The following is a 25,702-nucleotide window of genomic DNA, read 5'->3' on the forward strand; positions in this document are numbered from 1 at the left end:
TCATGAGCGAGCAAACCACCTTCACCGAAGCCGACCGCAACGACGGCGTCGAACCCGACATGGTCACCGCCTCCAACGCCCCGGCCTCGACCGCGCCCAAAGGCGACGTCGTGCCGATGAACATGATCCAGGCCCTCAACTCGGCCATCGACACCAAGATGTCGGAAGACCCGAACGTCCTGTCGTTCGGCGAGGACGCCGGCTATTTCGGCGGCGTCTTCCGCGTTACCGACCAGCTGCAGCAGAAGCACGGCCTGACCCGCAGCTTCGACGCCCCGATCAGCGAATGCGGCATCGTCGCCGCCGCCATCGGCATGGGCGCCTACGGCCTGCGTCCGGTCGTGGAGATCCAGTTCGCCGACTACATCTACCCGGCCTACGACCAGATCGTCTCGGAAGCGGCCAAGCTGCGCTACCGCTCGGGCGGCCAGTTCACCTCGCCGATCACCGTCCGCAGCCCCTACGGCGGCGGCATCTTCGGCGGCCAGACGCACAGCCAGTCGCCGGAAAGCCTGTTCACCCACATCGCCGGCCTGAAGGTCGTGGTGCCGTCCAACCCCTATGACGCCAAGGGCCTGCTGACGGCCTGCATCGAGGACGACGACCCCACCATCTTCTTCGAGCCCAAGCGCCTCTACAACGGCCCCTTCGACGGCTGGCACGAGAAGCCGGTTTCGCCGTGGAAGGCCCAGGACCTGGCCCAGGTCCCGACCGGCAAATACGTCGAGCCGATCGGCAAGGCGCGCATCATGAAGGAAGGCCCCGACGTCACCATCCTGGCCTGGGGCACCATGGTCTGGGTGAGCCTCGCTGGAGCCGAGCACGCGGGCGTGGACGCCGAGGTCATCGACCTGCGCACCCTCGTGCCGCTGGACATCGAGGCCATCGAGGCTTCGGTGAAGAAGACCGGCCGCTGCGTCATCGTGCACGAGGCCCCCAAGACCTCGGGCTACGGCGCCGAGCTGTCGGCCCTGGTGCAGGAGCGCTGCTTCTACCACCTGGAGGCCCCCATCGCGCGCGTGACCGGCTGGGACACCCCCTATCCGCACGCCTTCGAGTGGGAATACTTCCCCGGCCCGCAACGCGTGGCCGACGCCCTGAAAGCCACCATGAGCGGAGGTCGCTGACATGGGTCGTTTCGTCTTCAAACTGCCCGACGTGGGCGAAGGCACCGCCGAGGCCGAACTGGTCGGCTGGCACGTCAAGGTCGGCGACGTGGTCGCCGAGGACCAGATCGTCGCCGACATCATGACCGACAAGGCGACGGTGGAGATCACCGCCCCGGTCAGCGGCAAAGTCCTGGCCCTCCACGGCCAGCCCGGCGAAATGGTCCCCGTGCGCGGCCCCCTGGTCGAGTTCGAGGTCGAGGGCGCCGGCAATGCGTCCGACGCCGAACCCGCCCCGGCGCCGAAGGCCGAAGCCGCGCCGGCCCCGGCCGCCAAGGCCGATCCGGCGCCCGTCGCCGCCGCTCCGGACGTGCAACCGGCCACCGGCGCCAACTATGTCTTCAAGCTCCCGGACGTGGGCGAGGGCACCGCCGAGGCGGAGCTGGTCGGCTGGCACGTCAAGGTCGGCGACAGCGTGTCCGAGGACCAGATCCTCGCCGACATCATGACCGACAAGGCCACCGTCGAGATCACCTCGCCGGTCACCGGCGTGGTCGTGGCCATCCACGGCGAGGCCGGTCAGCAGGTCCCCGTCGGCGGCCCGCTGGTCAGCTTCCAGGTCGAGGGCAAGGGCAATGTGGCCGCGGCCGCGGCCCCTGCGCCGCAACAAGTCGAGGCCGCGCCGGCGCCCGCCGCCAAGCCCGCGCCTGCGCCCAAGGCCGCCCCGGCTCCGGTCGCCTCCGACAGCAAGCCGCGCACCCTCTCCGACCGCAACCAGCGTCCGCTGGCCTCGCCGGCCGTGCGCAACCGCGCCCGCGACCTGGGCGTCGAGCTCCAGTTCGTGCCCGGCTCCGGCCCCGCCGGGCGCATCGAGCACGCCGACCTGGACGCCTTCGTGGCCTCGGGCGGTTCCGCATCGTCCGCCTCCGGATCGACCGGCTCGACCTACGCCAAGGCCGAGGGGACGACCGAGGTCCGCATCATCGGCCTGCGCCGCAAGATCGCGGAGAAGATGGCCGAGAGCGTCAGGCGCATCCCCCACATCACCTATGTGGAGGAGATCGACGTCACGGCGCTGGAGGAGCTTCGCGCCCACTTGAACGCGACGAAGTCCAAGGACCAGCCCAAGCTGAACGTCCTGCCCTTCATCGCCCGCGCCATCGTCGTGGCCCTGCGCGACCAGCCGCAGATCAACGCGACCTACGATGACGAGGCCGGGGTCCTGACCCAGCACGCGGCCGTGCATCTGGGCATCGCCGCCCAGACGCCGAACGGCCTGATGGTGCCGGTGGTCCGCCACGCCGAGGCGCGTGATCCCTACGATACCGCTCTTGAAATCGCCCGCGTCTCGGGCGCCGCTAAGGACGGCTCGGCCAAGCGCGACGAACTGTCGGGCTCGACCATCACCATCACCTCGCTGGGCACCCTGGGCGGCCTCGTCCACACCCCCATCATCAACCACCCCGAGGTGGCCATCGTCGGTCCGAACAAGATCGAGGAACGCGTCGTGGTGCGGAACGGCCAGATGGTCGTGCGCAAGATGATGAACCTGTCCTCCAGCTTCGATCACCGCATCGTCGACGGCCACGACGCGGCGGTCTTCGTGCAGCGGATCAAGGGGCTTCTGGAGCATCCGGCGACGTTGTGGATGGGGTGAGGGCGCTACGCTCTCACGATGGAGGCTTCGATGCAGTTAGAGCAATATACTCCTGACGCGGTCTGTCGCGCTCTCGGCCTTCAGGGGTTCAATGAGCCTTGGCAGAGGGGGAAGCCCCTTCGCGCGTTGAGGCTCTTGCTTCAACCGTCATTCTCGCCGGAATGCTGCATAGACATCTTCGAGGAAGCTGATCAGACGATCGTGGAGCTTCGGGTCGCGCATACGCACATATGGCATCTGGTCGCGCCGCGGCTCGTCGCGGTGGATCGTTACCGACTGGTGATCGCTGAGCGAATGGAAGACATTGCGGCTTCCTTTCGACAGGTTGCGGTCAATCCGGCTCACAGGGTGGTCATGCTCGACGGGATGCCTGTACACGGCGTGTTCCGGAGCCCTGACGAGACGATCTCGACCTCGGACGGTCCCGGGAAAGGTACACCGTTCGGCGACCTCATTTCGCACCTATTGAACCAGATGTTCGCCGCATGCGACGTCGCTTCTGGTCGAAATGCCATCGCTGAGGTCGGGAAGTATGTCGGGCTAAAACTTCCGCAGGAAGCTGAGCCGGAGCGACCTGTCAAAACCACCATCACCATGCTTGGCGATGTGGTTGAACAGGAGGCGTTGCTCGGAGCTCTGGATGCAGTTTCGAGGCGCCGCCTCAATCAGCCGATCGATTAAAAAAGCTTCTCATGACCCAGACCCTCAAAACCAAAGTCCTCATCATCGGCGCCGGCACCGGCGGCTATGTCGCGGGCATCCGTTGTGGCCAGCTGGGCCTGGACACCGTGCTGGTGGACGGCGGCGACGGCCTGGGCGGCACCTGCCTGAACGTCGGCTGCATTCCGTCCAAGGCCATCATCCACGCCGCGGGCAAGTTCGAGACCGTGTCCAAGGCCGCCGCGGGCGGCACCCTGGGCATCACCGCCGCCACGCCGGCGATCGACCTCAAGCAGACGGTCGCGTGGAAGGACGGTATCGTCCGTAAGCTGAACAACGGCGTCGCGGCCCTGCTCAAGAAGGCCAAGGTCAAGGTCATCAACGGCTGGGCGACCTTCGCCGACGCCAAGACCTGCACGGTCAAGACGGCCGACGGCGACATCACCATCACCGCCGAGCACGTCATCCTGGCCACCGGCTCCGAGCCGGTCGAGCTGCCCTTCCTGAAGTTCGGCGGCGACGTCATCTCCTCCACCGAGGCCCTGTCGCTAGATGCTGTGCCGACCAAGCTGGTCGTCGTCGGCGGCGGTTATATCGGGCTGGAACTGGGCATCGCCTTCCGCAAGCTGGGGGCCGAGGTCGCCATCGTCGAAATGGCCGACCGCCTGCTGCCGCTCTATGACAAGGCCCTGACCGACCCGGTCGCCAACTGGCTGAAGAAGCACGGGGTCGAGCTGCATCTCGGCGCCAAGGCGGGCTCCTTCGAGAACGGCGCGCTGAACGTCACCGGCGCTGACGGCCAGGCGATTAAGATCGCGGCCGACAAGGTCCTGGTCACCGTCGGCCGCAAGCCGCGCACCCAGGGCTGGGGGCTGGAGAACATGGGCGTTGCCATGGCCGGGCCGTTCGTGAAGATCGACGACCGCTGCGCCACCAGCATGAAGAACGTCTGGGCCGTCGGCGACCTGACCGGCGAGCCCATGCTGGCCCACAAGGGCTCGGCCCAGGGCGAGGTGGTCGCCGAGATCATCGCCGGCCATGACCGCAAGTTCGACCCCGTCACCATCGCCGCCGTCTGCTTCACCGAGCCGGAGATCGTCTCGGCGGGCCTCGGTCCGCAGGACGTGGCGGGCCGCGACGACGTCATCCAGGCGGTCTTCCCCCTGATGGCCATCGGCCGCGCCCTGGCCATCGAGGCGGGCGACGACGGCGGCTTCGTGCGCGTCATCGCGTCGAAGGCCGACCACCGCCTGCTCGGCGTCCAGGCCGTCGGCCAGCATGTGTCCGAGATGGCCAACAGCTTCGCCCAGATGCTGGAGATGGGTGCGGTGCTGGAAGACGTCGCCGGCGTCATCCACGTCCACCCGACCCTCGGCGAGGCCTTCCACGAGGCGTCCCTGCGCGCGCTGGGACACGCCATCCACATCTGACAGCTTGACCACGCGTCAGGTCTCATCAGCCCGTACGGGTCCCCTGAGGCCTAGGATGGCGGCTTAAAGGAGATCGCCATGCTGATTCTCATGCTTGCCGCCCTCGTTCAGGACCCCGCTCCAGTCAAAGGCCCGTGGGTGGATTTTTCGACAGGGGCGAACCGCGTCCATGCGGACAGGGCCTCGATTTTGACTCAACACGACCGCGTCCGTCTGACCCTGACGGTCCAGGGTCCCGATGGCGCGCGACGTGAACGGGACTACTGGTTCGATTGCGCGGCGAGAACCTATTCGTCCGCGACCTGGCGAACGCTGAACGCGGCGGGCGAGGTGGACATGCGCGGTCATAGCCAGCTCCGGCCCGCCTACCGCCCCGTCAGCGGCGAAGTGGAATCCTATCGCGCCCTGGCGTGTGACGGTGACGACGGCGGCCGCCCGACGGTGGCGGAACTGCCGCGCTGAACCTTCGCCCAACCGTCACAAACCTCTGGTCTAAGCGGCGCACCTCACCCGTTGTCCGGAGACTGACGATGACCCGCACCCTGCTCGCCGCCGCCTCGGCGGTCGCCCTTCTCGCCCTCGGCGCCTGTGGCGACAACGCCGGCGCCCCCGGTTCGCAAGCGCCGCGCGCGGGCATCTGGGCCGCCGGCTCCTCGACCGTCTTCCCCTTCTCCACCCGCGTGGCCGAAAACTTCCAGCGCACCTCGGGCGGCGCCGCCCCGCGCGTCGAATCGCTGGGCACGGGCGGCGGCATCCAGGCCTTCTGCCAGGGCGTCGGCCCCTCGACCCCGGACATCGCCAACGCCTCGCGTCCGATGAAGAAGTCGGAGTTCGAGCTGTGCCAGAAGAACGGCGTCACCGACATCGTCGAGATCAAGATCGGCTTCGACGGCATCGTCATCGCCACCGCCCGCAGCGGCAATAGCTTCAACTTCCGCCTGGAAGACCTCTACCTCGGTCTGGCCAAGGAAGTTCCGGGCGCCGGCGGCGCCCTCGTCGCCAACCCGGCCACCACCTGGCAGCAGGTGAACCCGGCCCTGCCGGCCCAGCGCATCCAGGTCTACGGCCCGCCGCCCACCTCGGGCACCCGCGACGCCTTCCTGGAGCTGGGCATGGCCCCGGGCGCCAAGGAGATCCCGTCGCTGGCCGCCCTGGCCGCCGCTGACAAGGACCGCTTCGAGACGCTGGCCCACACCGTCCGCGAGGATCAGCTGTGGATCGACTCGGGCGAGAACGACAACGCCATCGTCCAGACCCTGACCCGCACCCCGGGTTCGCTGGGCGTGTTCGGCTTCTCGTTCCTGGAGCAGAACATGGACACGGTGAAGGCCGAGACCATCGACGGCGTCGCCCCCTCGGCCGACACCATCGCCGACGGCTCCTACCCGCTGGCCCGCAGCCTCTACATCTACGTCAAAAAGCAGCACGTGGGCGTGACCCCGGGCCTCGAGCAGTTCGTGATGGAGTTCATGTCCGAGGCCGCCGCCGGTCGTGGCGGCTACCTGCAGGACCGCGGCCTGGTGCCGCTGCCCGAGGACCAGCTGGTCGCCCAGCGCGCCATCGCCCAGGCGCTGACGGTCATGACCGCGCCGACGAAGTAGGATCGGCCTCGCCGATACGAGAAAGGCCCCGGAGCGATCCGGGGCCTTTTCTGTCTCTGGTCTTCGCCCGTCGCCCCGGGTGACCATCCATGTAACTAAAGGATGTGTCGTTAACCTGACGCGTGCTATAGGTTGTGTGCGGCTCGTTTGCCGATGGGCCGGCCCGTCGGCGTCGTCTCGAACTCCCCCCTGACCGCGAGGCGGCGCCGACGGAAGGGGCCGGCGCTTTTACGCCGCCGCCTTGCGCCGCAGCCGCGCGATCCGGCGCAGCCGTCGCCAGAAGCGCCCGCGATCCGGTTCCGGATAGGGCTGCAGGTTCTCGATGAATTGCTCGGCCGAGGCCCGCCAGCTGAATTTCTCGGCATAGGCGCGCACCGTGGCCCGGTCGCACTTCAGCGCCTCCAGGCATGCGGTCCGCAGGTCCTTGTCGATCGCCCCGGCGTCGGAGCCCGGGATGATGTCGATCGGGCCGTGCGCCGGATAGGCGGCCACCGGCGTGCCCGTGGCCATGGCCTCCAGGATCACCAGGCCGAACGTGTCGGTCCAGCTCGGGAAGACGAAGACGTCCGCGTCGCGGAAGCACCGCGCCAGCTCCTCGCCGAACCGGGCGCCCAGGAATTTGGCCTCCGGGTATTTCTCCTGCAGCTCGGCGCGGGCCGGGCCGTCGCCGACCACGATCTTGGTGCCGGGCAGGTCCTGCTCCAGGAAGGATTCGATGTTCTTCTCGACCGCCACCCGGCCGACGTTCAGGAAGAAGGGGCGCGGCCAGTCCTTGCCGCCCAGCTCGTCATAGATGCGCGGCAGGTCGGGGTTGAACTGCTCGGTGTCCACGCCCCGCGTCCACGGCGAGACGTTGCGGAAGCCGTGCGCCGTCAGCTCGTCGCGCAGGGTCGGGGTGGCGACCATCAGCCGTCCCGACGGCTTGTGGAACCACTTCATGTAGGCGTAGCCGACCTGCACCGGGATCGGGAACCGGGCCGAGACGTACTCGGGGAATTTGGTGTGGTAGCTGGTCGTGAAGGGCAGCTTCCATTCCACGCAGATGCGGCGCGTGGCGATGCCGATTGGGCCCTCGGTGGCGATGTGAACCGCCTCGGGCTCGAAGGCGCGCAGGCGTTCGCGGATCTCTTCCTCGGCCCCCAGCGCCAGCCGGATCTCCGGATAGGTGGGGCAGGGGATGGTCTTGAACTGGCTGGGCTCGACGACCTCGACCTCATGGCCCATGGCTCGGCATTCCGCCGTGATCCGGGACAGGGTGCGGACGACGCCGTTGACCTGGGGCTCCCAGGCGTCGGTGGCCAGAACGATGCGCATGTGGGCCGGAAGGCTCCGCCGTTGATCGGGCAACCGGTCTAGCGGTTTGCGACGACGTTGGCGAGACGCGGTTAAAGCGGCAACGCCGTCGTCGCCTTCACCTCTTCGAGAACGGCGTAGGTTCGGGTCTCGCGCACGCCGGGCATCCGCACCAACACGTCGCCCAGGAAGGCGCGGTAGGCGTCCATGTCGCCGACCCGGGCCTTGATCAGATAGTCGAAGCCGCCGGCGACCATGTGGCACTCCAGCACCTCGGGTTGGCGGCGCACGGCCTCGGCGAAAGCCTCGAACATGTCGCCCGTGGTCCGGTCCAGCAGCACCTCGACGAAGATCATCAGCCCCCGCCCGACCTTGGCCGGATCGATCAGGGCGGCGTAGCCGGTGATCACTTTCTTTTCGCGGAGCCGCCGGACCCGCTCGAAGCAGGCCGCGGCCGACAGATTGCACCGCCGGGCCAATTCCGCGTTGGACAGACGGCCGTCCTCCTGCAGCGCCTTGAGCAGCCGGCGGTCCACCGAGTCGAGATTATCCATCGTCAGAACAGTCCTTGTGCCGAACGATCTTCGGCTCCCGAGAGTATCATACGATGCACATTCGGCAGTGTCCGCCATATATGCGCTTCAAGCTCAGGACATCCCGCCCATGACGACCGCCTTCTCCCCCTCCAGCGTCGCCGGCTGGGACACCCTGGATCACGGCAAATTCGCCGACGAGACCGCGACCGTCCGCGGCCTGCTGGACCGCATTCCCCTCGACACGGGCGAGCGCGCCGCCGTCCTGGCCTCCGCCACCGACCTGGTGGAACGCGCCCGCGCCAGCGTGAAGAAGCAGGGCGTGGTCGAAAGCTTCCTGCAGGAGTTCAGCCTCGGCACCCGCGAAGGCCTGGCCCTGATGTGCCTGGCCGAGGCCCTGCTGCGCACCCCGGATGAAGAGACCCGCGACCGCCTGATCGCCGAGAAGATCGGCTCCGCCGACTGGGCCAGCCACCTGGGCCAGTCCGACAGCCTGTTCGTCAACGCCTCGACCTGGGGCCTGATGCTGACCGGCAAGCTGGTCGACGTGGACGAAGAGGCCCGCACCGACCTGCCCGGCTTCCTCAAGCGCATCGTGGGCCGCCTGGGCGAGCCGGTGATCCGCGAGGCCGTCGCCGCCGCCGTCCGTATCATGGGCGAGCAGTTCGTGGTCGGCCGCACCATCGAGGGCGCGCTGAAGCGGTCCAACAAGGAAGGCTGGCTCTGCTCCTTCGACATGCTGGGCGAAGGCGCCCGCACCGCCCACGACGCCGAGCGCTACGAGAAGATCTACGCCGACGCCATCGAGGCGGTGGGCAAGACCTCCAAGGGCCAGGGGCCCGAGGTCGGCCACGGCGTCTCGGTCAAGCTGTCGGCCCTGTCGCCCCGCTACGAGGCGACGCATGAGGCCCGCGTCTGGTCCGAGCTCTATCCGCGCATCAAGCGCCTGGCCCTGATCGCGGCCAAGTACGACATCAACTTCACCATGGACGCGGAGGAGGCCGACCGCCTCGCCCTGTCGCTGAAGCTGCTGGACCGTCTCGCCCGCGAGCCCGAACTGGGCGGCTGGACCGGTCTGGGCCTGGCGGTGCAGGCCTATCAGAAGCGCTGCCCCGAGGTGATCCGCCGCGTGGCCGAGCTGGCGAAGTCGTCGGGCCGCCGCCTGATGGTCCGTCTGGTCAAGGGCGCCTACTGGGACACCGAGATCAAGCGCGCCCAGCAGTTCGGCCGCACCGACTATCCGGTCTTCACCACCAAGGCCGCGACCGACCTGAACTACCTGGTCTGCGCCCGCCTGATGATCGAGGCGTCGCCGCACATCTACAGCCAGTTCGCGACCCACAACGCCCACTCCCTGGCCGCCGTCTACAAGATGGCGTCCGAGCGCGGCGTGAAGATCGAGTTCCAGCGCCTGCACGGCATGGGCGAGGCCCTCTACGACGCTGCCCGCGACGCCTTCGGGCCCGTTACGGTGCGCGCCTACGCTCCCGTCGGCGGGCATGAGGACCTGCTGCCCTATCTGGTGCGCCGTCTGCTCGAGAACGGCGCCAACTCCTCCTTCGTCCACGCCCTGCTGGACGAGCGCGTCCCGGCCTCCGCCGTCGCCGCCGACCCCATCACGACCGTCGAGGCCCATCCCGACCGTCACGCCAAGATCCCGACCCCGAAGGATATGTACATGGACCGCCAGAACTCGCTGGGCCGCGACTACAGCCAGGCCGCCGACCGCGAGCGCCATGCCCGCGCCCTTGAAAAGGTCGACAGCGAGAAGCTGACCTCCGGCCCCCTGATCGGCGGCAAGCTGAAGGCCGGGACCCACGCCCAGGACGTGACCAATCCCTTCGACACGACCCAGGTCCTCGGCCACGTCTCCGAAGCCACGGCCGCCGACATCGACGCCGCCGTCGACGCCGCCGCCCGCGCCCAGGTCGCCTGGGACCGCAAGGGCGGCCTGGGCCGCGCCCCGGTGCTGCGCGCCATGGCCGACGCGCTCGAGGCCGACATGGATCGTCTGGTCGCCCTGCTGTCGCGCGAAGCCGGCAAGACCCTGAACGACGCCGTCGCCGAAATCCGCGAGGCCGCCGACTTCTGCCGCTACTACGCGATGCTGGCCGAACGCGACTTCGGCGGCCCGACCGAGCTGAAGGGCCCGGTCGGCGAGATCAACCAGCTGGTCCTGCATGGCCGCGGCGTCTTCGCCTGCATCAGCCCGTGGAACTTCCCGCTGGCCATCTTCACCGGCCAGATCGCCGCAGCCCTGGCCGCCGGCAACGCCGTCCTGGCCAAGCCCGCCGAACAGACCCCGCTGATCGCCGCCGAAGCCGTGCGCCTGTACTACAAGGCCGGGCTGAACCCCGACCTGCTGGCCCTCGTCCCCGGCCGGGGCGAGACGGTCGGCGCGACCCTGGTCTCGCACCCCGGCATCGACGGCGTCGCCTTCACCGGCGGCACCGACACCGCGACCCTGATCAACCGCTCCCTGGCCGCCCGCCCGGGCGCCATCATCCCCTTCATCGCCGAGACCGGCGGCCTGAACGGCATGTTCGTGGACACCACGGCGCTGAAGGAACAGGTCATCGACGACGTCATCCTGTCGGCCTTCGGCTCGTCGGGTCAGCGCTGCTCGGCCCTGCGCCTGCTCTATGTCCCGCATGACGCCGCCGACGCCCTGATCGAGGGTCTGAAGGGCGCGCTGGCGGCCCAGGTCGTGGGCGACCCCTCCGATCCCGCCACCGACATCGGCCCGGTCATCGACGCCGACGCCAAGGCCGCGCTCGAGGCCCACCTGACCCGTCTCGGCGGCGACGCCAAGATCATCGCCCGCGCCGAACTGCCGGCGGGCGCGGAGAAGGGCCACCTGTTCGCCCCGACCATCGCCGAGATCCCGACCCCGGACTATCTGGAGCGCGAGGTCTTCGGCCCGATCCTGCACGTCTGCCGCTACGAGCCTCCGAAGCTGAAGGAGACGGCGTCCAAGCTGGCCCAGCGCGGCTACGGCCTGACCCTCGGCGTCCACAGCCGCATCGAGGCCTTCGCCGACGAGGTCGCGCGCCTGGTCCCCGCCGGCAACGTCTACATCAACCGCTCGATCATCGGCGCGGTCGTCGGCGTCCAGCCCTTCGGCGGCGAAGGCCTGTCGGGCACCGGTCCCAAGGCGGGCGGCCCCTACAGCCTGATCCGCTATGCGTCGGAAAAGGCCATCAGCAACAACATCTCCGCCCAGGGCGGCGACCCGGCGCTGCTGAACCTGTAGGCGCGAGGCGTCAGTTCCCGGCGCCTCATGGCGGCTTTCCGGTCACGGCTTTCCTCCCTAGTCTGGAGACAGTCCCACGGAGTTCGTCATGAAACGTCTGGTCGCCGCCGCCGCCTTCGCCGTCCTGGCGTCCGCCTGCACCGCCGCTGAAAGCGAAGCGCCCGCCGCACCCGCGGAACCCGCCCCGCCGGCCGCGGCCGCGGCCGGCGCTCCTGTCGCCCAGGCCGCGCCGCCGCTGTCGGCCTATGTCGGCAAATATCCATTCGACGAAGTGGACGGGGTCGCCTTCATCGACCATCCCGACGTGCGCCGGGCCCTGGAGACGTCGGGCGCTCCGGCGGAGGCGATCGCGCTGGCGCGTGACCGCGACACCGTGGTGGTTCCGATCTTCCGCACCGAGACCGCCCTGGTCGCCTCGGGCTACGACCCACGCGCTGGCGGCAGCGTGAACTGGAATCTGGCCATCACGCCGAACGGCGAACAGGCGGTCGTCTGCTATCAGTCCGAACCGATCGGCCACATGTACGAGAACGGCCGCCGCACCCATCCGGTGCAGCCGCGATGCGCCAGCGACCTGGAGTCGGCCGGCGACCAGCTGTTCGAGTGGCCGTCGAACTGAGCGGGCCTGCGCTGTCCATCTTGAACTGGATCGGCGGGGATGGGGCTCAGCTCTCCGCCGACCACGGCGGCGGCGTGTTCGCGGGGCGCCAGCAGGGTTCGATCACCGCCGCCAGATCCACGGCCCAGCCAGCGGGCGTGCCTTCCCCGGCGTCCCCGATGTAGGTCGAGCGCCTGAAGTGTTGCTGGAACTCCACCCGGACAGCGTCCGCGTGGAGCGTAAGACCCTCCAGGTAGTCGGCCACAGTGGGATCGTGATCGAAACGGGTGACGGCATTGGGCGTCCACCGTGCATCGGATGCGCGCCCCAGCGCCGCGACGGCCCCGGGGCAGGCGCGCAGGTCGGCCTCCAGCCACTCCGTCCCGAGCTCAGCCAGGGCGGCCCGGATCAGCGGGGTAGAGGTCGCGCCCCGTTTGCCCAGCTCATTGAGGAGGTAAAGGCCCCGTTGGCGGAGCCGCTCCATCCCGGGCGGGGCGGGCGCCCGCACCATGCGGGCTCTCAACCGCGAAGCGCACTGATCCCCGACCGCTTCTCCGTCAACGCAGCCTTCGGCGACGGCGATGGCGTAGACAGGCCATCCATAGTCGTCCCCGGTGTAGACGATCCTGATGATCGAACGATCCCGGATGGATGGGGACGGAAAGTATGCGGTCGGGTCGAACGCCAGCGCCCGAACGGGATCGCGGAGGTCGAAGACGGAGACGCTCTGCTGATCCTGCGCCAGAACCGGCTGCGCGAGGGCGCCGAGGACTAGTGGCCACAGGGCGATATGGAGCGGAAAACGCATGGCAGGCACCCTGCCTCCGACGGCCGGTATCCGCAACGCGGCGTGGGCGGCCCCGCCCTTGGCCCGCGTCAGCGTCGGAACATGTCCATCGTGCCCAGATGGATGCTGCCGACGGGGATCAGGTTGGCGCTCAGGCGGACGTTCCCGGTGAAGCCGCCGGTCCGGCGTCCGTTCAGGGTGTAGATCATCCGGGCGCCGTCCGTCCGCATGGTGACCACCAGCCCGCCCCGGCGCAGCTGGCAGTCCGTCGGCGCGCCGTCGAGCGCGCAGGCGATACCGGACGGTCCCCGCGGGGTGACGCTCAGGGCCATCTCCACGCGTCCGCTGTCGGTCTTCACCGTGACGTTGGCGCCTTCCGCCGGCGTCATCCGCAGGGTCCAGTTTCCCAGGACCTCGGTGCGATGCAGCGCCTGAGCGTTCGCCGCTCCCGCCGCCATGCAGGCCGACAGCAGCACCGCCACGCCCCGTCGCCGGTATCCCGCCATGCCCGTTCACCCCTGCGTTCAACCGAAGGCTAGGGCGCGCGCTGACGTTGTGGCGAGTTAACTTTTGGACAGGCCCCTCGGCGGGTCAGACCTTCGGCCAGCCCCCCGCGCGGCTGAGGGCGCTGGGGGCCGGGCGGCCGATCTTCTCGCCGATCCAGCGGGCGGTTCCGATCAGGGCGTCCAGGTCGTAGCCGGTCTCGAACCCGGCCCGTTCCAGCATGTAGACGAGGTCCTCGGTGGCGATATTGCCCGTGGCGCCCGGGGCGAACGGACAGCCGCCGATGCCGCCGACCGAGGCGTCGAGGATATCGACCCCGGCTTCGATCCCGGCATGGGCGTTGGCCAGGCCGGTGTTGCGGGTGTCGTGGAAATGCAGGCGCAAGGTCGCGTCCGGCGCCGCCTTGCGCGCCGCCTCGACCTTGCGGGTGACGGCCCAGGGGTCGCCGACGCCGACGGTGTCGGCCAGGGCGATCTCGCCGACGCCCAGCGCCGCGATCCGGCCCACCAGATCGGCGACCTGATCGACCCCGACCTCGCCGTCGAACGGGCAGCCCCAGACGCAGGACAGGGTGGCGGACAGGGACGGCGCGGCGCCCGAGGCGGCCCCGGCGTTGGCCCGGCCGGCCACGATGGCGGCCAGCATCTCGACCTGCTGGTCGACGGTCAGTCCCTGGTTCTTCAGGCCGAAGCCGTCGGTGGCGGACATGGCGACGTTGACCTCGTCCACCGCCGTGCCCAGCGCCCGGTCATAACCCTTGCCGTTCAGGACCAGCCCGATGCGGCTGCGGCCCTCCTGATGGGGCAGGGCGGCCATGACCTCCTCGGCCCCGGCCATCTGGGGCACGTATTTGGGGTGGACGAAGCTGACCGCCTCGATCCGCCGCGCCCCGGCCGTCTCCAGCCGCGTCACCAGGTCGGCGCGGACGGCGGGCTCCAGGATGGCCTTCTCGTTCTGCAGGCCGTCGCGGGGACCGACCTCGACGATGGTGATCCTGCGGCTCACCGGACGGGCTCCGCGGGGTTCAGGGTCGGGGCGGGCCCGTCGCCGGGCGGGGCGTAGACGAACAGGTCCACGTCGTCGCCTTGCGAGTAGTTGTAGCCTCGGACCTCGCCGACGGCCCGGCCGGGGACGCCCGTACGCGCGGTGGCGGCGCGGAAGGCCTCAGCCTCGCGTTCCTCGACGATGGCGGGGCGGCCCTCGGCCAGGGCGCGGGCGGCGCCCTCGGCGTCGGTCAGTTCGGTGTCCCGACCGGTCAGGAAGACGAAGCTGGGCTCATGATAGCCGGCGATGGCCACGGGGCCGGGCCGTCCCTGACGCGGGTGCAGGTCGGCGCGGTACAGGACCTTGTCCAGCTGGGGCGAGACCGACAGCGGGCGCAGCTGACGCAGCGTCCCGGCCAGCGCCCCGTGGGCGACGACGCCCAGCACGATGCTGACCAGAACGGCCGTCACCGCCGCCCGGTGCATCAGCAGGAAGGCCCCGATCAGGGCCGCCAGCACGGCGAAGACGATGGTGATCGTGGCCCAGGTCTGGGCGGTCGACTTGCCGTATTCGGTCAGGCCGTAGACCACCCCCGCGGCCAGCAGCACGCCGACCAGCACGGTCAGGGCGGCGCCGACGTAGCGCGACAGGTTGCCGATCGGGCGGGTCAGGGCCGCGCCCGCCAGCAGGGCCAGGGCTCCGTAGGCGGGCAGGGTGTAGTGGGCCAGCTTGGTCGGGGTCAGCTCGAAGATGATCCAGGCCGGGACCAGCCAGCACACCAGGAAGCGGATCGCCGGCTCGGCGCGACGGCTCCACCCGGTCGACAGGGCGGCGGGCAGCAGCAGGGTGGCGGGGAAGAACATCACCAGCGCGCCCAGCACATAGTAGCCCGGAGGCGCGCCGTGGCTCTCGTGGCCGCCCGCGATCTTGGGCGCCAGGTCGCCGGCGATGGCCTCGCGCCAGAAACCGCCGTCGGTGGCGATGGTGATGGCGATCGCCCAGGGACCCACCAGCAGGGCCACCAGCGGCAGGCCCCAGCCCCAGCCCAGCCGCTTGAGCCAGCGGAAATCCCGGTCCCATGCCGAGACCGCCAGCATGGCCGGTGCGATGACGATCAGGCCGATGGGTCCCTTGATCAGGATCGACAGCCCCAGGCCCAGCCAGAACATCAGCTTGTGCGGTCTCTGTGGCGTCTCCCCGGCCCGGGAGGCCAGGTAGATGCGCGCCAGCCCCGCCATGGCCAGGGTCACGGCTCCGCACAGCATGGCGTCGGTCTTGGCGATCCCCGCCTCGGTCGACAGCAGGAAGGAGGCCCCCATGATGGCCCCGGACAGGAAGCCCGCCCGGGCGCCGAACATGGCCTGCCCCACCCAGGCGATGGCCGCCGCGGCCATCATGGCCCCGAGGATGGAGGGGATGCGGTAGGGCTGGATGTCCCGGTTCTCGACCTGGGAGGTGGCGGCCACGGCCAGGGCCTGCATCCAGTAGATGCCGACCGGCTTCTTCCAGCGCGGATCGTCCTGGAAGCGGATGTCGACATAGTCGCCGCTCTCCAGCATCTGCGAGGTCGCCTGGGCGTAGCGGCTTTCGTCGCGGTCCAGCGGCGGCAGTAGGGCCAGGACGGGCAGGCCGGCGAACAGCGCGATCAGCGCCGCCAGCACGGGGCCCCGCCATCCGGCGATGTATCGGTCGAGGTCAGGGCGCGTGATCGGAAGCGTCATGCGAGCGTCTTATCACGCCGGTTCCGCCGCCGTCATGCGTGTGCGGAGCATGTCTCCCGCGCGGCGTCAAAACCGGCTAGACAGCGGTCATGACCGAAGCCGTTCCCGACATCTCCGTCGTCGTCCCCGTCCATGACGAACAGGGCGCCGCAGGCCCGCTGGCGCGCGAGATCGCCGCCGCCTTCGCCGGGCGTTCGTTCGAGATGGTCTTCGTCAATGACGCCTCCAGGGACCGGACGCTGGAGGAGCTGCGCGCCCTGCAGGCCGAGCTGCCGCAACTGCGGGTGCTGAGCCACGGCTCCAACGCGGGCCAGAGCCGCGCGGTGCGCACCGGGGTGCTGGCCGCCCGCGGCGCCATCGTGGTGACCCTGGACGGCGACGGCCAGAACCCGCCGGCCGACGCGCCGAAGCTGGCCGACCTGCTGGCGGCCTCGCCGCCCAACGTCGCCCTGGTCGGCGGCGTCCGGGCCAAGCGGCAGGACTCGGAGGCCAAGCGCTGGGCCTCGCGCTGGGCCAACCGGATCCGCAAGAAGCTGCTGGGCGATGACGCCGACGACACCGGCTGCGGTCTGAAGGCCTTCCGCCGCGACATCTTCCTGCGCCTGCCCTACTTCGATCACATCCACCGCTACCTGCCGGCGCTGATGATCCGCGAGGGGTATGAGAACCGCTACCTGGACGTCGATCACCGCCACCGCGAGACGGGCCAGTCCAAGTACACCAACTGGGGCCGGCTGATGGCCTCGTTCTCGGACCTGCTGGGCGTGATGTGGCTGAAGTCCCGCTCGCGCCGCCCCGGGGCGATCAGCGAGTTCTAGGCCTCCGCGCCGGGACGTTCGCCTGTCAGGCGACCGGGCGTAGCCGTATGGAGCGAACCGGGTTATCTATCGTTAACAAGCGCGGCCGTTACCGGCCGTGGATGCTGGAGCCCCGCCCATGTTGGTCGCCCTGCCGCTGCTGGTGATCCCGGTGATCCTGTACAACATCGTGGTGCTGTCGAGCCTGTTCACCGGCGGCGACCACGTGAACCTGGCCGCGGGCGGCGCCGACGCCATCCTGCGCGATCCGATGTTCTCGATCCCCATGGCCTCGGGGACCAGCTGGAACGTCGGCGTGGGCGACCTGATCCTGTTCCTGTCGCTGATCCTGCTGTTCTTCGAACTGCTGAAGTCGACCTCCAGCCAGAAGGTCGCGATCGTCAACCACGCCCTGTCGATGGTGCTGTTCATCGTCGTCCTGGTCGAGTTCCTGCTGATCAAGGGCTTCGCCACCTCGACCTTCTTCCTGATCGTGGCGATGGTCATGCTCGACGTGCTGGCCGGCTTCATCGTGACCATCATCTCGGCCCGCAAGGATCTTGATTTCGGTGGGGCGGCGTAGCCACTCCTCGAAGGGGCCTAACGCTCGGCTCGCGGAGCCTCGCTGCTTGAGGCCGGCCCCCTCCACCACCCCTCGCCTGCGGCTACGGATGGTCCCCCTCGCCCGGTGGGTGAGGAGCGGCTGCGATCGCGCTCAAGCAGCGAGCCGCCGCGCGGCGAGCGGTAGCGCCCTCTCTTATGAGAACCCGACGAAGATCAGGGCGACGACGGTGATGTCGAAGGCGCGGGTCAGGAAGGTCAGCATGGCGGGGTCCGGAAACGGGTCGATCTGACCCGGTTTCAGCAAGGACCGTGCCGGTTTCCCTAGATGTCCGTGTCTTCCGTCCGACCCGGTTTGGGGCGGCGTTCGCCGGCGCCGGAATACTCGGCGCCGAGGTAGGCGCTGCGGGCCGCGTCGAGGACGGGCGGGCCGCCCTTGAGGCCGCGCCGCTGGCCTGTCTGACCGATCACCTGGGCCGCGAAGATCGCCGCCGACCCGTCCGAGGGCGGGGTGGGGGCAGGTCTTGCCGGGGGCTCGGCGTCTTCTGCCGGAAACGCGACCGGGACCAGGGCGCGCGAGGCCGAGGCCGCGCGACGTTCGGCCGCCCGGCGGTCCGCGGCGCGGCGATCACGGCCTTCGACCGGGCCGACGCTGCGGATCTCGTCCGTCATCCCTTGGACAGCTTGTCGAGCTGGGCGCGCATCTCGTCCATCTGGCGGCGCATCTCGTTCAGCGGATCGGCGGCCGGAGGCGGCGTTTCAGTCTCGGCCGGGGCCGGCTGGCGGGCCACGGCGCTGAAACCCGGCCACATCTTCATCGCCTCGGTGAACAGGGCCATGTTGCGCTTCACCGCCTCGTCCATCAGCCCGGCGCCCGGCGTGCCGCCGAAGGCCCGCGAGAACTGGCCGCGAATCTGCTCCTGCGAGCGCGAGAAGTTGTCGAGCGACATCTCCAGATACGAGGGCAGCACGCCCTGCATCTGGCCGCCGTAGAAGCCGATCAACTGACGCAGGAACTGGACGGGCAGCAGGGCCTCGCCGCGGCTCTCTTCCTCGAAGATGATCTGGGTCAGGATCTGACGGGTCAGGTCATCGTTGGTCTTGGCGTCATAGACCACGAATTCGGTGCCCTCGCGGACCATCCGCGCCAGGTCTTCCAGTGTGACGTAAGCCGAAGTCGCCGTGTTGTAGAGCCGCCGGTTGGCGTACTTCTTGATGACGACGTTGTCTCCCGCACCGGACTTCTTGTCAGCCACGCGCTGTCCCCGTTCCTGTTGCAACGCCACAGTGTCCGCGCTGCGCGTGCGAAAGTCTAGCCGACCCCGGCGGCGGCGGGCGCGAGGACGACGCCGACCAGCACGGCGGCCCAGTGCACGGTCGCGCCGGTGACGACGAAGCCGTGCCAGATGGCGCGGCGGTACTTCACCTTCGGGCTGACGAAGACGAAGACGCCGGCGGTGTAGATCAGCCCGCCGATCACCAGCAGGGCCAGGGCCGCGGGGTGGACGGTGTCGACCATGGGCTTGAGCGCGACGACCGCCAGCCAGCCGAAGGCGACGTAGACGCAGCTCCAGAAGACATCGGACAGGCGCGGCAGCAGCACCTTGGCGAAGGCCCCCGACAGGCCCACGGCCCAGACCAGAAGGGTGAAGCCGACGGCCCAGGCCCCCTCGAACCGCTGGGTGGTGAAGGGGGTGTAGCTGCCCGCGATCATCAGGAAGATGGCCGCCTCGTCCAGCCGGCGCAGGACGGGCCGCGCGGCGCAGGGGCGGATCTGGTTGTAGACGGTCGAGGCGGTCAGCATGGCGACCAGGCACAGGGCGTAGACCGCGATGGCGACCGCGGCGCCGACGCCCGCATAGAGGGCCGCCAGCACCGCCAGCAGGCCGCCGCCGACGACCGCCAGGGTCAGGCCGACCACATGGACGATCAGATCCGCGGTCTTCTCGGCGGGTGACAGATAGTGCTCGATCATGTCGAGTTCGTCCGGCGTGCAGACGTGGCTCAGCAGGCGTTTCAGACGCATCTTCATGGTCCCTTCTAAGACCGGACGTCGTACTTCGTTCCGGGAAATGTAAGCCTGGGCCAGTGACCATCAGGTGAATGGCGGGAAGGGGGCTGACGAAGCGACGGCGATGCGGCAAAAGCGCCACAAGATTATTCCCCGTGGAGTGAAATCATGTCCCAGGTCGTCATCGTCTCCGCCGCCCGCACCCCCGTGGGCAGCTTCATGGGCGCGCTGGCCGGCCTGCCCGCCTCGCAGCTGGGCGCCGTCGCCATCAAGGCCGCGCTGGAGCGGGCCGGGGTGGCGCCGGACGAGGTCGACGAGGTCATCCTGGGCCATGTGCTGCAGGCCGCCGCCGGGCAGGGACCGGCGCGTCAGGCCGCCATGGCCGCGGGCCTGCCCAAGGAGGTCCCGGCCTGGAGCCTGAACCAGATCTGCGGCTCGGGCCTGCGCGCCGTGGCCGTCGGCGCCCAGCAGATCGCCACGGGCGACGCCCGCATCGTGGTGGCCGGGGGCCAGGAGAGCATGAGCCAGGCGCCGCACGCCCAGCAGTTGCGCGCCGGCCACAAGATGGGCGACGTGGCCTTCGTCGACACCATGATCAAGGACGGCCTGTGGGACGCCTTCAACGGCTATCACATGGGGCAGACCGCCGAGAACGTCGCGGCGAAGTTCGACATCACCCGCGAGGCCCAGGACGCCTTCGCCCTGGCCAGCCAGCACAAGGCCGAGGCGGCGCAGGCGGCGGGCCGCTTCGACGAGGAGATCGTCCCGGTGGTGATCGCGGGCCGCAAGGGCGAGACCGTGGTCGACAAGGACGAGTACATCCGCCCCGGCGCGACCCTGGAGGCGATGGAGAAGCTGAAGCCCGCCTTCAACAAGGAGGGCAGCGTCACCGCCGCCAACGCCTCGGGCCTGAACGACGGGGCGGCGGCCCTGGTGCTGATGAGCGCCGAGGACGCGAAGGCGCGGGGGCTGACGCCGCTGGCCCGGATCGTCTCCTCGGCCACGGCGGGCGTCGATCCGGCGATCATGGGCACCGGCCCGATCCCGGCCTCGAGGAAGGCGCTGGAGAAGGCCGGCTGGACGGTGGCCGACCTGGACCTGGTCGAGTCCAACGAGGCCTTCGCGGCCCAGTCGCTGTGCGTGGTCAAGGAACTGGGCCTCGACCCGGCCAGGGTGAACGTCAACGGCGGCGCCATCGCCATCGGCCACCCCATCGGGGCGTCGGGCGCGCGCATCCTGACCACGCTGCTGTTCGAGATGAGGCGCCGCGACGCCAAGAAGGGCCTGGCGACCCTGTGCATCGGCGGCGGCATGGGCTTGGCGATGTGCGTCGAGCGCGACTGAGGTCCGATCAGTCGGGGTCGCGGGCGAAGACCTCCAGCCGGCGTCCCGCATGGTGCAGCTCGACCCGGCTGTAGTCGCGGGTCAGCAGCAGGCGGACCCGCGCCAGCTCGCGCGCCTCGGCCTCGTCGCTCGCGTCGAGCGGTTCCTCGATGGGGGCGCCGCCCGACAGGTGATGCAGGCGCAGGCTGTATGCGGACATGAGGCTTTCGCGCGGCGGAGGCGGAGGATCGGTGAAGTCGTGGTCGAGGACGCCGCGACCCGTGTCACGGGGACACCTCAGCTCACGACCCGCCCAAGCTGCGGCATTCCGGAATGAATAGATAGGGAATTCCGTCCCGTATAACTACTTACATTTCTGTGTGTCAACCTGACCGGCCCAGGGCGGACCAGCCGAAGTCGAGCAGGGGGCGGGTGTCGGCGGCGAAGGCCGCCAGGGTGTCGGGCAGGTCCGGCGAGGCGATCTCGGGGCCGGTCAGCGGACGGGTGACCAGCCAGCGGGTACGCTTTAAAGTCGTATCCAGCGGGCCGCCGGCCTGGGCCTCGAAGCCCTTGGGCATGCGCTTGACCGGGTCGCCCGGGCCGAGCGCCAGCCCCGCCTTTGCCAGGGCGGCCTCGACCGCCGCCCAGCGGGCCGGGTGGGCGACGATGGCGCGGCGCATGGCGTCGATGTCGGGCCGCTCATCCAGATAGAAGCCGGCGGCGGCGAAGGGGCCCTTGCCGAACGGCCCGTCATCCGCGCCCGCCGCCTCGGACGGGTGGGTCGAGGGATCCAGCGGGTCGATGGCGTCGGGATCGAAGCCGGGCCGCGAGCCGCCCTCGGGCTCGATATGGATGTAGATCATGCCCGGGCTCATCCTGGCCCCGTCGCGCGTCAGGGTGGCCGAGACGTGGGTCTTGTAGGGACGCTTGTCCCTGGAGAAGCGGGTGTCGCGGTGGATGCGGAACACGCTCTTCTTCGGATCGCCCGACAGGGGCAGGCCGCGCGCCTCGCAGGCCGCCGAGGTCGCGGCGATCAGCGCCGCCAGGGCGGGCTTGAGCCGCGCGTCGTAGGTCCCGCGATGGGCGGCGAACCAGTCGCGGTCGTTGTGGGCGGCCAGGCCGCTCAGGAAGGTCAGGTCGGCGGGGTCGAAGCCGTGGAAGGGGTCGGTCATGGCGCGATCCTGATCCTTTCCGGCCTTCAGGAGAAGATGGGGATGGCGCCCGGCGGAGCGGCTCCCATATGTGATCGACACCGTTGCGGAACCCGGAGGCCCGACCATGACCCAGCCCCTGAAGATCGATTTCGTCTCCGACGTCGTCTGTCCATGGTGCGTCGTCGGACTGGGCGGGCTGGAGACCGCGCTGGAGCATCTGAAGGCCGAGGGCGTCGAGGCCGAGGTGGCCTTCCGCCCGTTCGAGCTGAACCCGCAGATGGCGCCCGAGGGCGAGAACATCGTCGAGCACATCGGCCGGAAATACGGCTCCACCCCCGAACAGTCGGCCCAGAACCGGGCCATGATCACCGAGCGCGCGGCGTCGGTGGGCTTCGACATGCGCATGACGTCGGACAGCCGGATCTGGAACACCTTCGACGCCCACCGCCTGCTGCACTGGGCGGGCGAGACGGCGCCGGACAAGCAGGCGGACCTGAAGAAGGCCCTGTTCCGCATCCACTTCACCGAGGGCCGCAACCTGACCGACGCGGGCGAGCTGACCACGGCCGCCGAGGCCGCCGGCCTGGACCGCGCCGAGGCCGCCGAGGTGCTGACCTCGGGCCGCTATGTGCAGGCGGTGCGGGCCGAGCAGGACCTGTGGCGCTCGCGCGGCATCAGCTCGGTCCCCGCCGTGGTGGTCGAGGGCAAATACCTGATCTCGGGCGGCCAGCCGCCGGAGGTGTTCGAGGACGCCCTGCGCAAGATCGCGGCGGAGACGCGGGGCGAGGCCGTCCAGGCCTGAGGTCTTCGCCGGGGCGCCGGCCTTCGACGCCGCGCGCCCGACCTTTCACGCAGCCGCTTTTCGCCGCCGTCGCGGCGCCGCCGGGTCCCGGCCTTCGCCGGGATGACGATAGCGTTGGAGGCGGGTCGAAGGCCCTCACGGAGGGCCGGCGGGGGCCTTTCCAAAGGGCAGGCCGGGCAGGATGAAGCCGGCCGAAGGCTCGGCGGCCGGGCCGGATGGAAAAACACCGTCCGATGCGTCCGATGCGTCCGATACTTCCGCCAGCGCGGCTTCGTAATCGGCCCGGGCGGCGGCCACGATGGCGTCGCCCAGCGCGCGGGTCTCGCGGCTCTCGGCCTTCCGGCGCTCGCTCTGGGCCTTGTCGTAGAGCCGGTTCAGATGCGCGTCCTCGGCGTCAACGGCCATGCGGACGCGGCGCCAGCGCAGGGCCTCGGCCGCGTCGCCGTGCAGCACCGCCCGCATCATCCGGCGGAAGGCGACCAGCGCCAGCTCGCCCAGCGGGATCTGGTCCAGGTCGCCGTTGACCCGCTCCTCCAGCGCCAGCCCCTCGTCGTCGGGATCCAGCCGCGCATTGGGCGGCGTCCACGGCTGGTCGATCCGCCGCCAGCCCTCGTCCGCGGCCCGCGCCCGCAGGGCGCTCAGGCCCACGCCGTGCCGGCGGCAGCATTCAGGCGCCGAGACCCCGGACAGATAATCGTCGCGGACCTGTTCCCAGACCTCGTCGGGAGCGGTTCGGCGGCCGTCGCCGGAGCCGGTGAAGAGGGGGGCGTCGTCCATGAGGGGCTCCCGTGGGTGGATACGGGGCGGAGTATGGAACGGCGGTACGTCAGATTTGGACGGGGGCTGCCCCTAGCCGCAGGCGCAGACGGCTTCCCGGACGCAGGTGGAGGCGTTGCCGGACCCCGGCGCGGCGTAGCGGGTCACGCCGGAGGCGCACCGGGCCGGACTTCCGACGGCGCAGGTGGCCGTGCAGCCGCCGCAGACGCCGGTCGGGGCCGCGGTGCAGACGCCGCCCTGGCCCGCGCCGGCGCCGGCGTCGACCCGGGTGATGACGGCGTTCGCCTGCGAGGGATGACTGTCCGTCGGCTGGCCAAAGGTGCCCATGAATTCGAGGCCGGGAACGCCGCCGGCGGGCACACAGCCGGCGAGCGCCAGGGCGAGCGTTGCGATAGCCAGGACGCGTTTGAACATCTGATCCTCCCCAGGATGGTCCTTAAGGGGTAGGCGATCACGGGTATTCGAGCAAGGCGGAGGGATGAGGGGGCGCTGACCTCAACATCGCGCTTGATCCGCCCAGTCCAACCGCTGGCGCGACCCCTCATCCGTCAGCCCCCCGATCAAGTCGGAGGGCTGCCACCTTCTCCCGCAGGGGGAGAAGGGAAGGATCGTCCGGATTTACGACCGGAACGCCTCCGCGCGTTGGCGCAGGAAGCGGTTGATGAAGGTGGTCTTCCCGGCGCCGTCGGGGCCGGCGAGGAGGACGAGGGTGTGCATGGCTGACTAGTGTTTGGCGCGCGACTGCCTTCTTCGAGCGATGGTCAACCCTTGTCTGTGAAACTCAGCTGACTACGCCGGTTACTACTGATTTGACCGATAGCGTCAGAGATCTCTGACAACCCAGACGGCCCCGCGTAGGCCGAAGAGGTAGCTATTCCTGCGAGCCTTTCGGTGGGTATTTGCAGCAGTACAGTCAGCACTTGCTTGAAGGCATCTGAACGATCTTTGATCGCTTTCGGTTTTTTGCCTGCCAGGATGAGAAATTCTCGAGCGTCTGCCGAGGTGGGTAGGAACGCCCGTTGATCGAAGCGTTTAGCAATCTCTTCCACGTGGGTCCGTCGAGAATTTGGGACGGTCACTTTCTTCGCGAGCTCAAGCGCGGACAGCTTGGGGCTGCGCTTTCGTTGCTCCAAAGATGGCATCGACCCATCGGCCCGACGGGACTGTGCGGTGTCTCCGCGCAACCCGCTTTGGGTGCCGTCCAGAGCCTGCCGTACAGCGTCCCGACCATAGGCGCTGATCAGGACTTGGATCATATCGCTTAGAAGGCGATCACTGTTCGTAGCCATAGCGCGCAGTCTACACTCCGATCGCGGCAAAAATCTCGTCAGCCACCCAAGGAAAATACTTTGCGTCGCCTGAGTAGGAGTTATCACCCCGCATAATTTTGGGGTAGCCGCGCGAGTGGTACATTTCGCGCTGGAAAACCGGCCATCCGTTTTTGGCGGCCTCAACGTGAATCTCAGCCATCGCACGGGCCTTTTCCGGCCCGCCGTCATTTCCGCCATGATAGAAATTGTTATTCACGACGATGCCGCACACGTCGATTGTGTGCCCGCGGTTCTGGTTGCGGAAATTGACCAGGGACTGGTTGAGAAGCGGAAAGCCGATGGTGGCGAAGTACTCTGGCTTCACCGGAACCAAAACCTTCCCGCTGGCATGGTACGCCGCCAACGTCAGAACCGACTCTGTCGGCGTGCAGTCGATTATGATAAGATCTTTGTGCTGATAGTTCGCCGCGAGGTGTCTGGCTAGGACCCGAGGATCAGGCCTCACCGCTCCAATAAGGTTGTCTGAGAAGTCAAACCTTGAGGGGATGAGTTCGAAAGAGCGGCCTCCGACAGAGCCGAGGACTTCAGAAGGCGCGGCCGTCAACGCGCTCGCGCTTGAAGAAATCGCTGAAGGCGGCACGTATCCGGCAAAAATTTCGACAATCGACGGACGTTTAGCGTTGAGAAATGCAGCATAGCCGCCGTGCATCAAGCCTTGGCTTAGATTGGCTTGTGGGTCGAGATCGATCGCGAGAACGTCAAGTTGTCTGTGCGTGAAGGCTCGTCGAGCCAACAACGCAGATATTGTGGATTTTCCCACACCACCTTTTAGGTTGATTACGCACAGCGTGATTGGTCCGTTCGGTCTTGCCATATCGC

At 69.0% G+C, this 25,702-nt stretch carries 27 protein-coding genes; 12 read left to right on the top strand and 15 right to left on the bottom strand.

From position 1 onward, the window contains the following. Nucleotides 1-2 precede the first annotated feature (2 nt). The 6 genes from AC3WRV_RS03855 (at nucleotide 3) to AC3WRV_RS03880 (ending at nucleotide 6,454) form a co-directional block, all read left to right on the top strand. Complete coding sequence (locus AC3WRV_RS03855; protein WP_492312204.1) at nucleotides 3-1,127, top strand: alpha-ketoacid dehydrogenase subunit beta; 1,125 nt, start codon at nucleotides 3-5, stop codon at nucleotides 1,125-1,127. Nucleotide 1,128: 1 nt separating this feature from the next. Beyond that, complete coding sequence (locus tag AC3WRV_RS03860; protein WP_492312205.1) at nucleotides 1,129-2,763, top strand: dihydrolipoyl dehydrogenase family protein; 1,635 nt, start codon at nucleotides 1,129-1,131, stop codon at nucleotides 2,761-2,763. Between the two features lie 30 nt (nucleotides 2,764-2,793). Next, a complete protein-coding gene (locus AC3WRV_RS03865; protein WP_492312206.1) occupies nucleotides 2,794-3,444 on the top strand; it encodes a hypothetical protein in 651 nt (216 codons plus the stop codon). Between the two features lie 11 nt (nucleotides 3,445-3,455). Continuing rightward, nucleotides 3,456-4,853 carry a dihydrolipoyl dehydrogenase gene (gene lpdA / locus AC3WRV_RS03870; RefSeq protein WP_492312207.1) on the top strand — a complete coding sequence of 466 codons (1,398 nt, stop codon included), beginning with the start codon at nucleotides 3,456-3,458 and terminating at the stop codon, nucleotides 4,851-4,853. A 78-nt stretch (nucleotides 4,854-4,931) separates the two neighbouring features. After that, nucleotides 4,932-5,315 carry a hypothetical protein gene (locus AC3WRV_RS03875; protein ID WP_492312208.1) on the top strand — a complete coding sequence of 128 codons (384 nt, stop codon included), beginning with the start codon at nucleotides 4,932-4,934 and terminating at the stop codon, nucleotides 5,313-5,315. Between the two features lie 68 nt (nucleotides 5,316-5,383). Beyond that, nucleotides 5,384-6,454, top strand: a complete 1,071-nt coding sequence (locus AC3WRV_RS03880; protein WP_291838327.1) for a substrate-binding domain-containing protein — start codon at nucleotides 5,384-5,386, stop codon at nucleotides 6,452-6,454. A gap of 228 nt (nucleotides 6,455-6,682) precedes the next feature. Here the strand turns inward: AC3WRV_RS03880 and AC3WRV_RS03885 are convergent, their stop codons facing one another. Together AC3WRV_RS03885 and AC3WRV_RS03890 are read right to left on the bottom strand one after the other, a co-directional pair. Next, nucleotides 6,683-7,768, bottom strand: coding sequence for a glycosyltransferase family 4 protein (locus AC3WRV_RS03885; protein WP_492312209.1), 1,086 nt, complete (start codon nucleotides 7,766-7,768; stop codon nucleotides 6,683-6,685). Nucleotides 7,769-7,839: 71 nt separating this feature from the next. Beyond that, a complete protein-coding gene (locus tag AC3WRV_RS03890) occupies nucleotides 7,840-8,301 on the bottom strand; it encodes an Lrp/AsnC ligand binding domain-containing protein (protein WP_492312210.1) in 462 nt (153 codons plus the stop codon). A gap of 109 nt (nucleotides 8,302-8,410) precedes the next feature. Here AC3WRV_RS03890 and putA point away from each other — a divergent pair, with 109 nt between their 5' ends. After that, nucleotides 8,411-11,533, top strand: coding sequence for a bifunctional proline dehydrogenase/L-glutamate gamma-semialdehyde dehydrogenase PutA (gene putA / locus AC3WRV_RS03895; protein ID WP_492312211.1), 3,123 nt, complete (start codon nucleotides 8,411-8,413; stop codon nucleotides 11,531-11,533). Between the two features lie 88 nt (nucleotides 11,534-11,621). Then, on the top strand, nucleotides 11,622-12,152 hold the full coding sequence (locus AC3WRV_RS03900) for a hypothetical protein (RefSeq protein ID WP_492312212.1): 531 nt from the start codon (nucleotides 11,622-11,624) through the stop codon (nucleotides 12,150-12,152). A gap of 46 nt (nucleotides 12,153-12,198) precedes the next feature. Here AC3WRV_RS03900 and AC3WRV_RS03905 read toward each other — a convergent pair whose 3' ends face one another. The 4 genes from AC3WRV_RS03905 to AC3WRV_RS03920 all read right to left on the bottom strand — a co-directional run bounded on the left by AC3WRV_RS03905 (nucleotide 12,199) and on the right by AC3WRV_RS03920 (nucleotide 16,127). Next, complete coding sequence (locus tag AC3WRV_RS03905; RefSeq protein ID WP_492312213.1) at nucleotides 12,199-12,939, bottom strand: hypothetical protein; 741 nt, start codon at nucleotides 12,937-12,939, stop codon at nucleotides 12,199-12,201. 68 nt (nucleotides 12,940-13,007) lie between these two features. Then, the gene (locus AC3WRV_RS03910; RefSeq protein WP_492312214.1) at nucleotides 13,008-13,424 is read right to left on the bottom strand and encodes a hypothetical protein; all 417 of its coding nucleotides are present in this window, start codon (nucleotides 13,422-13,424) and stop codon (nucleotides 13,008-13,010) included. A gap of 85 nt (nucleotides 13,425-13,509) precedes the next feature. Next, nucleotides 13,510-14,427: a hydroxymethylglutaryl-CoA lyase gene (locus AC3WRV_RS03915; RefSeq protein ID WP_492312215.1), complete on the bottom strand. Its 918-nt coding sequence runs from the start codon at nucleotides 14,425-14,427 to the stop codon at nucleotides 13,510-13,512. Then, nucleotides 14,424-16,127, bottom strand: coding sequence for an ArnT family glycosyltransferase (locus AC3WRV_RS03920; RefSeq protein ID WP_291837437.1), 1,704 nt, complete (start codon nucleotides 16,125-16,127; stop codon nucleotides 14,424-14,426). Before AC3WRV_RS03920 ends, AC3WRV_RS03915 begins: the two co-directional genes overlap by 4 nt. An 89-nt stretch (nucleotides 16,128-16,216) precedes the next feature. On the opposite strand from AC3WRV_RS03920, the gene AC3WRV_RS03925 reads away from it, so the two are divergent. Then, the gene (locus AC3WRV_RS03925) at nucleotides 16,217-16,945 is read left to right on the top strand and encodes a glycosyltransferase family 2 protein (protein ID WP_492312216.1); all 729 of its coding nucleotides are present in this window, start codon (nucleotides 16,217-16,219) and stop codon (nucleotides 16,943-16,945) included. Between the two features lie 118 nt (nucleotides 16,946-17,063). Then, the gene (locus tag AC3WRV_RS03930) at nucleotides 17,064-17,507 is read left to right on the top strand and encodes a hypothetical protein (protein ID WP_291837441.1); all 444 of its coding nucleotides are present in this window, start codon (nucleotides 17,064-17,066) and stop codon (nucleotides 17,505-17,507) included. 302 nt (nucleotides 17,508-17,809) lie between these two features. Here AC3WRV_RS03930 and AC3WRV_RS03935 read toward each other — a convergent pair whose 3' ends face one another. From AC3WRV_RS03935 to trhA, 3 genes are read right to left on the bottom strand one after another with little or no spacing between them, the layout of a single operon-like run. Next, a complete protein-coding gene (locus tag AC3WRV_RS03935; protein ID WP_291837443.1) occupies nucleotides 17,810-18,157 on the bottom strand; it encodes a hypothetical protein in 348 nt (115 codons plus the stop codon). Beyond that, on the bottom strand, nucleotides 18,154-18,741 hold the full coding sequence (phaR, locus tag AC3WRV_RS03940; protein ID WP_492312217.1) for a polyhydroxyalkanoate synthesis repressor PhaR: 588 nt from the start codon (nucleotides 18,739-18,741) through the stop codon (nucleotides 18,154-18,156). Before phaR ends, AC3WRV_RS03935 begins: the two co-directional genes overlap by 4 nt. Before the next feature lie 56 nt (nucleotides 18,742-18,797). Then, a complete protein-coding gene (gene trhA / locus AC3WRV_RS03945) occupies nucleotides 18,798-19,517 on the bottom strand; it encodes a PAQR family membrane homeostasis protein TrhA (RefSeq protein ID WP_291837447.1) in 720 nt (239 codons plus the stop codon). A 147-nt stretch (nucleotides 19,518-19,664) separates the two neighbouring features. On the opposite strand from trhA, the gene AC3WRV_RS03950 reads away from it, so the two are divergent. Next, nucleotides 19,665-20,840, top strand: a complete 1,176-nt coding sequence (locus AC3WRV_RS03950) for an acetyl-CoA C-acetyltransferase (protein WP_492312218.1) — start codon at nucleotides 19,665-19,667, stop codon at nucleotides 20,838-20,840. Between the two features lie 7 nt (nucleotides 20,841-20,847). On the opposite strand, the gene AC3WRV_RS03955 is transcribed toward AC3WRV_RS03950, so the two are convergent. Together AC3WRV_RS03955 and AC3WRV_RS03960 are read right to left on the bottom strand one after the other, a co-directional pair. Continuing rightward, nucleotides 20,848-21,039 (bottom strand): hypothetical protein, encoded by a 192-nt coding sequence (locus tag AC3WRV_RS03955; RefSeq protein ID WP_492312219.1) that lies wholly within the window; start codon nucleotides 21,037-21,039, stop codon nucleotides 20,848-20,850. 163 nt (nucleotides 21,040-21,202) lie between these two features. Next, entirely contained in the window at nucleotides 21,203-21,991 is a 789-nt protein-coding gene (locus AC3WRV_RS03960) for a DUF2461 domain-containing protein (protein ID WP_492312220.1), read from the bottom strand. A gap of 106 nt (nucleotides 21,992-22,097) precedes the next feature. Here AC3WRV_RS03960 and AC3WRV_RS03965 point away from each other — a divergent pair, with 106 nt between their 5' ends. Then, nucleotides 22,098-22,775, top strand: coding sequence for a DsbA family oxidoreductase (locus AC3WRV_RS03965; protein WP_492312221.1), 678 nt, complete (start codon nucleotides 22,098-22,100; stop codon nucleotides 22,773-22,775). A 135-nt stretch (nucleotides 22,776-22,910) separates the two neighbouring features. On the opposite strand, the gene AC3WRV_RS03970 is transcribed toward AC3WRV_RS03965, so the two are convergent. The 4 genes from AC3WRV_RS03970 to AC3WRV_RS03985 all read right to left on the bottom strand — a co-directional run bounded on the left by AC3WRV_RS03970 (nucleotide 22,911) and on the right by AC3WRV_RS03985 (nucleotide 25,697). Next, nucleotides 22,911-23,552, bottom strand: a complete 642-nt coding sequence (locus AC3WRV_RS03970; RefSeq protein WP_492312222.1) for a hypothetical protein — start codon at nucleotides 23,550-23,552, stop codon at nucleotides 22,911-22,913. Nucleotides 23,553-23,624: 72 nt separating this feature from the next. Beyond that, nucleotides 23,625-23,966 (bottom strand): hypothetical protein, encoded by a 342-nt coding sequence (locus AC3WRV_RS03975; RefSeq protein WP_492312223.1) that lies wholly within the window; start codon nucleotides 23,964-23,966, stop codon nucleotides 23,625-23,627. 347 nt (nucleotides 23,967-24,313) lie between these two features. Continuing rightward, on the bottom strand, nucleotides 24,314-24,808 hold the full coding sequence (locus AC3WRV_RS03980) for a hypothetical protein (protein WP_492312224.1): 495 nt from the start codon (nucleotides 24,806-24,808) through the stop codon (nucleotides 24,314-24,316). 43 nt (nucleotides 24,809-24,851) lie between these two features. Further along, the gene (locus AC3WRV_RS03985; RefSeq protein WP_492312225.1) at nucleotides 24,852-25,697 is read right to left on the bottom strand and encodes a ParA family protein; all 846 of its coding nucleotides are present in this window, start codon (nucleotides 25,695-25,697) and stop codon (nucleotides 24,852-24,854) included. Nucleotides 25,698-25,702 lie beyond the last annotated feature (5 nt).

Source organism: Brevundimonas sp. EU05-FHT14B11, from assembly GCF_058790835.1.

What these genes read in the sequence shown, in the direction of transcription:
- AC3WRV_RS03855 (WP_492312204.1), top strand. Translation starts at nt 3, where the DNA reads ATGAGCGAGCAAACCACCTTCACCGAAGCCGACCGCAACGACGGCGTC.
- AC3WRV_RS03860 (WP_492312205.1), top strand. Translation starts at nt 1,129, where the DNA reads ATGGGTCGTTTCGTCTTCAAACTGCCCGACGTGGGCGAAGGCACCGCC.
- AC3WRV_RS03865 (WP_492312206.1), top strand. Translation starts at nt 2,794, where the DNA reads ATGCAGTTAGAGCAATATACTCCTGACGCGGTCTGTCGCGCTCTCGGC.
- lpdA (WP_492312207.1), top strand. Translation starts at nt 3,456, where the DNA reads ATGACCCAGACCCTCAAAACCAAAGTCCTCATCATCGGCGCCGGCACC.
- AC3WRV_RS03875 (WP_492312208.1), top strand. Translation starts at nt 4,932, where the DNA reads ATGCTGATTCTCATGCTTGCCGCCCTCGTTCAGGACCCCGCTCCAGTC.
- AC3WRV_RS03880 (WP_291838327.1), top strand. Translation starts at nt 5,384, where the DNA reads ATGACCCGCACCCTGCTCGCCGCCGCCTCGGCGGTCGCCCTTCTCGCC.
- AC3WRV_RS03885 (WP_492312209.1), bottom strand. Translation starts at nt 7,768, where the DNA reads ATGCGCATCGTTCTGGCCACCGACGCCTGGGAGCCCCAGGTCAACGGC.
- AC3WRV_RS03890 (WP_492312210.1), bottom strand. Translation starts at nt 8,301, where the DNA reads ATGGATAATCTCGACTCGGTGGACCGCCGGCTGCTCAAGGCGCTGCAG.
- putA (WP_492312211.1), top strand. Translation starts at nt 8,411, where the DNA reads ATGACGACCGCCTTCTCCCCCTCCAGCGTCGCCGGCTGGGACACCCTG.
- AC3WRV_RS03900 (WP_492312212.1), top strand. Translation starts at nt 11,622, where the DNA reads ATGAAACGTCTGGTCGCCGCCGCCGCCTTCGCCGTCCTGGCGTCCGCC.
- AC3WRV_RS03905 (WP_492312213.1), bottom strand. Translation starts at nt 12,939, where the DNA reads ATGCGTTTTCCGCTCCATATCGCCCTGTGGCCACTAGTCCTCGGCGCC.
- AC3WRV_RS03910 (WP_492312214.1), bottom strand. Translation starts at nt 13,424, where the DNA reads ATGGCGGGATACCGGCGACGGGGCGTGGCGGTGCTGCTGTCGGCCTGC.
- AC3WRV_RS03920 (WP_291837437.1), bottom strand. Translation starts at nt 16,127, where the DNA reads ATGACGCTTCCGATCACGCGCCCTGACCTCGACCGATACATCGCCGGA.
- AC3WRV_RS03925 (WP_492312216.1), top strand. Translation starts at nt 16,217, where the DNA reads ATGACCGAAGCCGTTCCCGACATCTCCGTCGTCGTCCCCGTCCATGAC.
- AC3WRV_RS03930 (WP_291837441.1), top strand. Translation starts at nt 17,064, where the DNA reads ATGTTGGTCGCCCTGCCGCTGCTGGTGATCCCGGTGATCCTGTACAAC.
- AC3WRV_RS03935 (WP_291837443.1), bottom strand. Translation starts at nt 18,157, where the DNA reads ATGACGGACGAGATCCGCAGCGTCGGCCCGGTCGAAGGCCGTGATCGC.
- trhA (WP_291837447.1), bottom strand. Translation starts at nt 19,517, where the DNA reads ATGAAGATGCGTCTGAAACGCCTGCTGAGCCACGTCTGCACGCCGGAC.
- AC3WRV_RS03950 (WP_492312218.1), top strand. Translation starts at nt 19,665, where the DNA reads ATGTCCCAGGTCGTCATCGTCTCCGCCGCCCGCACCCCCGTGGGCAGC.
- AC3WRV_RS03955 (WP_492312219.1), bottom strand. Translation starts at nt 21,039, where the DNA reads ATGTCCGCATACAGCCTGCGCCTGCATCACCTGTCGGGCGGCGCCCCC.
- AC3WRV_RS03960 (WP_492312220.1), bottom strand. Translation starts at nt 21,991, where the DNA reads ATGACCGACCCCTTCCACGGCTTCGACCCCGCCGACCTGACCTTCCTG.
- AC3WRV_RS03965 (WP_492312221.1), top strand. Translation starts at nt 22,098, where the DNA reads ATGACCCAGCCCCTGAAGATCGATTTCGTCTCCGACGTCGTCTGTCCA.
- AC3WRV_RS03970 (WP_492312222.1), bottom strand. Translation starts at nt 23,552, where the DNA reads ATGGACGACGCCCCCCTCTTCACCGGCTCCGGCGACGGCCGCCGAACC.
- AC3WRV_RS03975 (WP_492312223.1), bottom strand. Translation starts at nt 23,966, where the DNA reads ATGTTCAAACGCGTCCTGGCTATCGCAACGCTCGCCCTGGCGCTCGCC.
- AC3WRV_RS03980 (WP_492312224.1), bottom strand. Translation starts at nt 24,808, where the DNA reads ATGATCCAAGTCCTGATCAGCGCCTATGGTCGGGACGCTGTACGGCAG.
- AC3WRV_RS03985 (WP_492312225.1), bottom strand. Translation starts at nt 25,697, where the DNA reads ATGGCAAGACCGAACGGACCAATCACGCTGTGCGTAATCAACCTAAAA.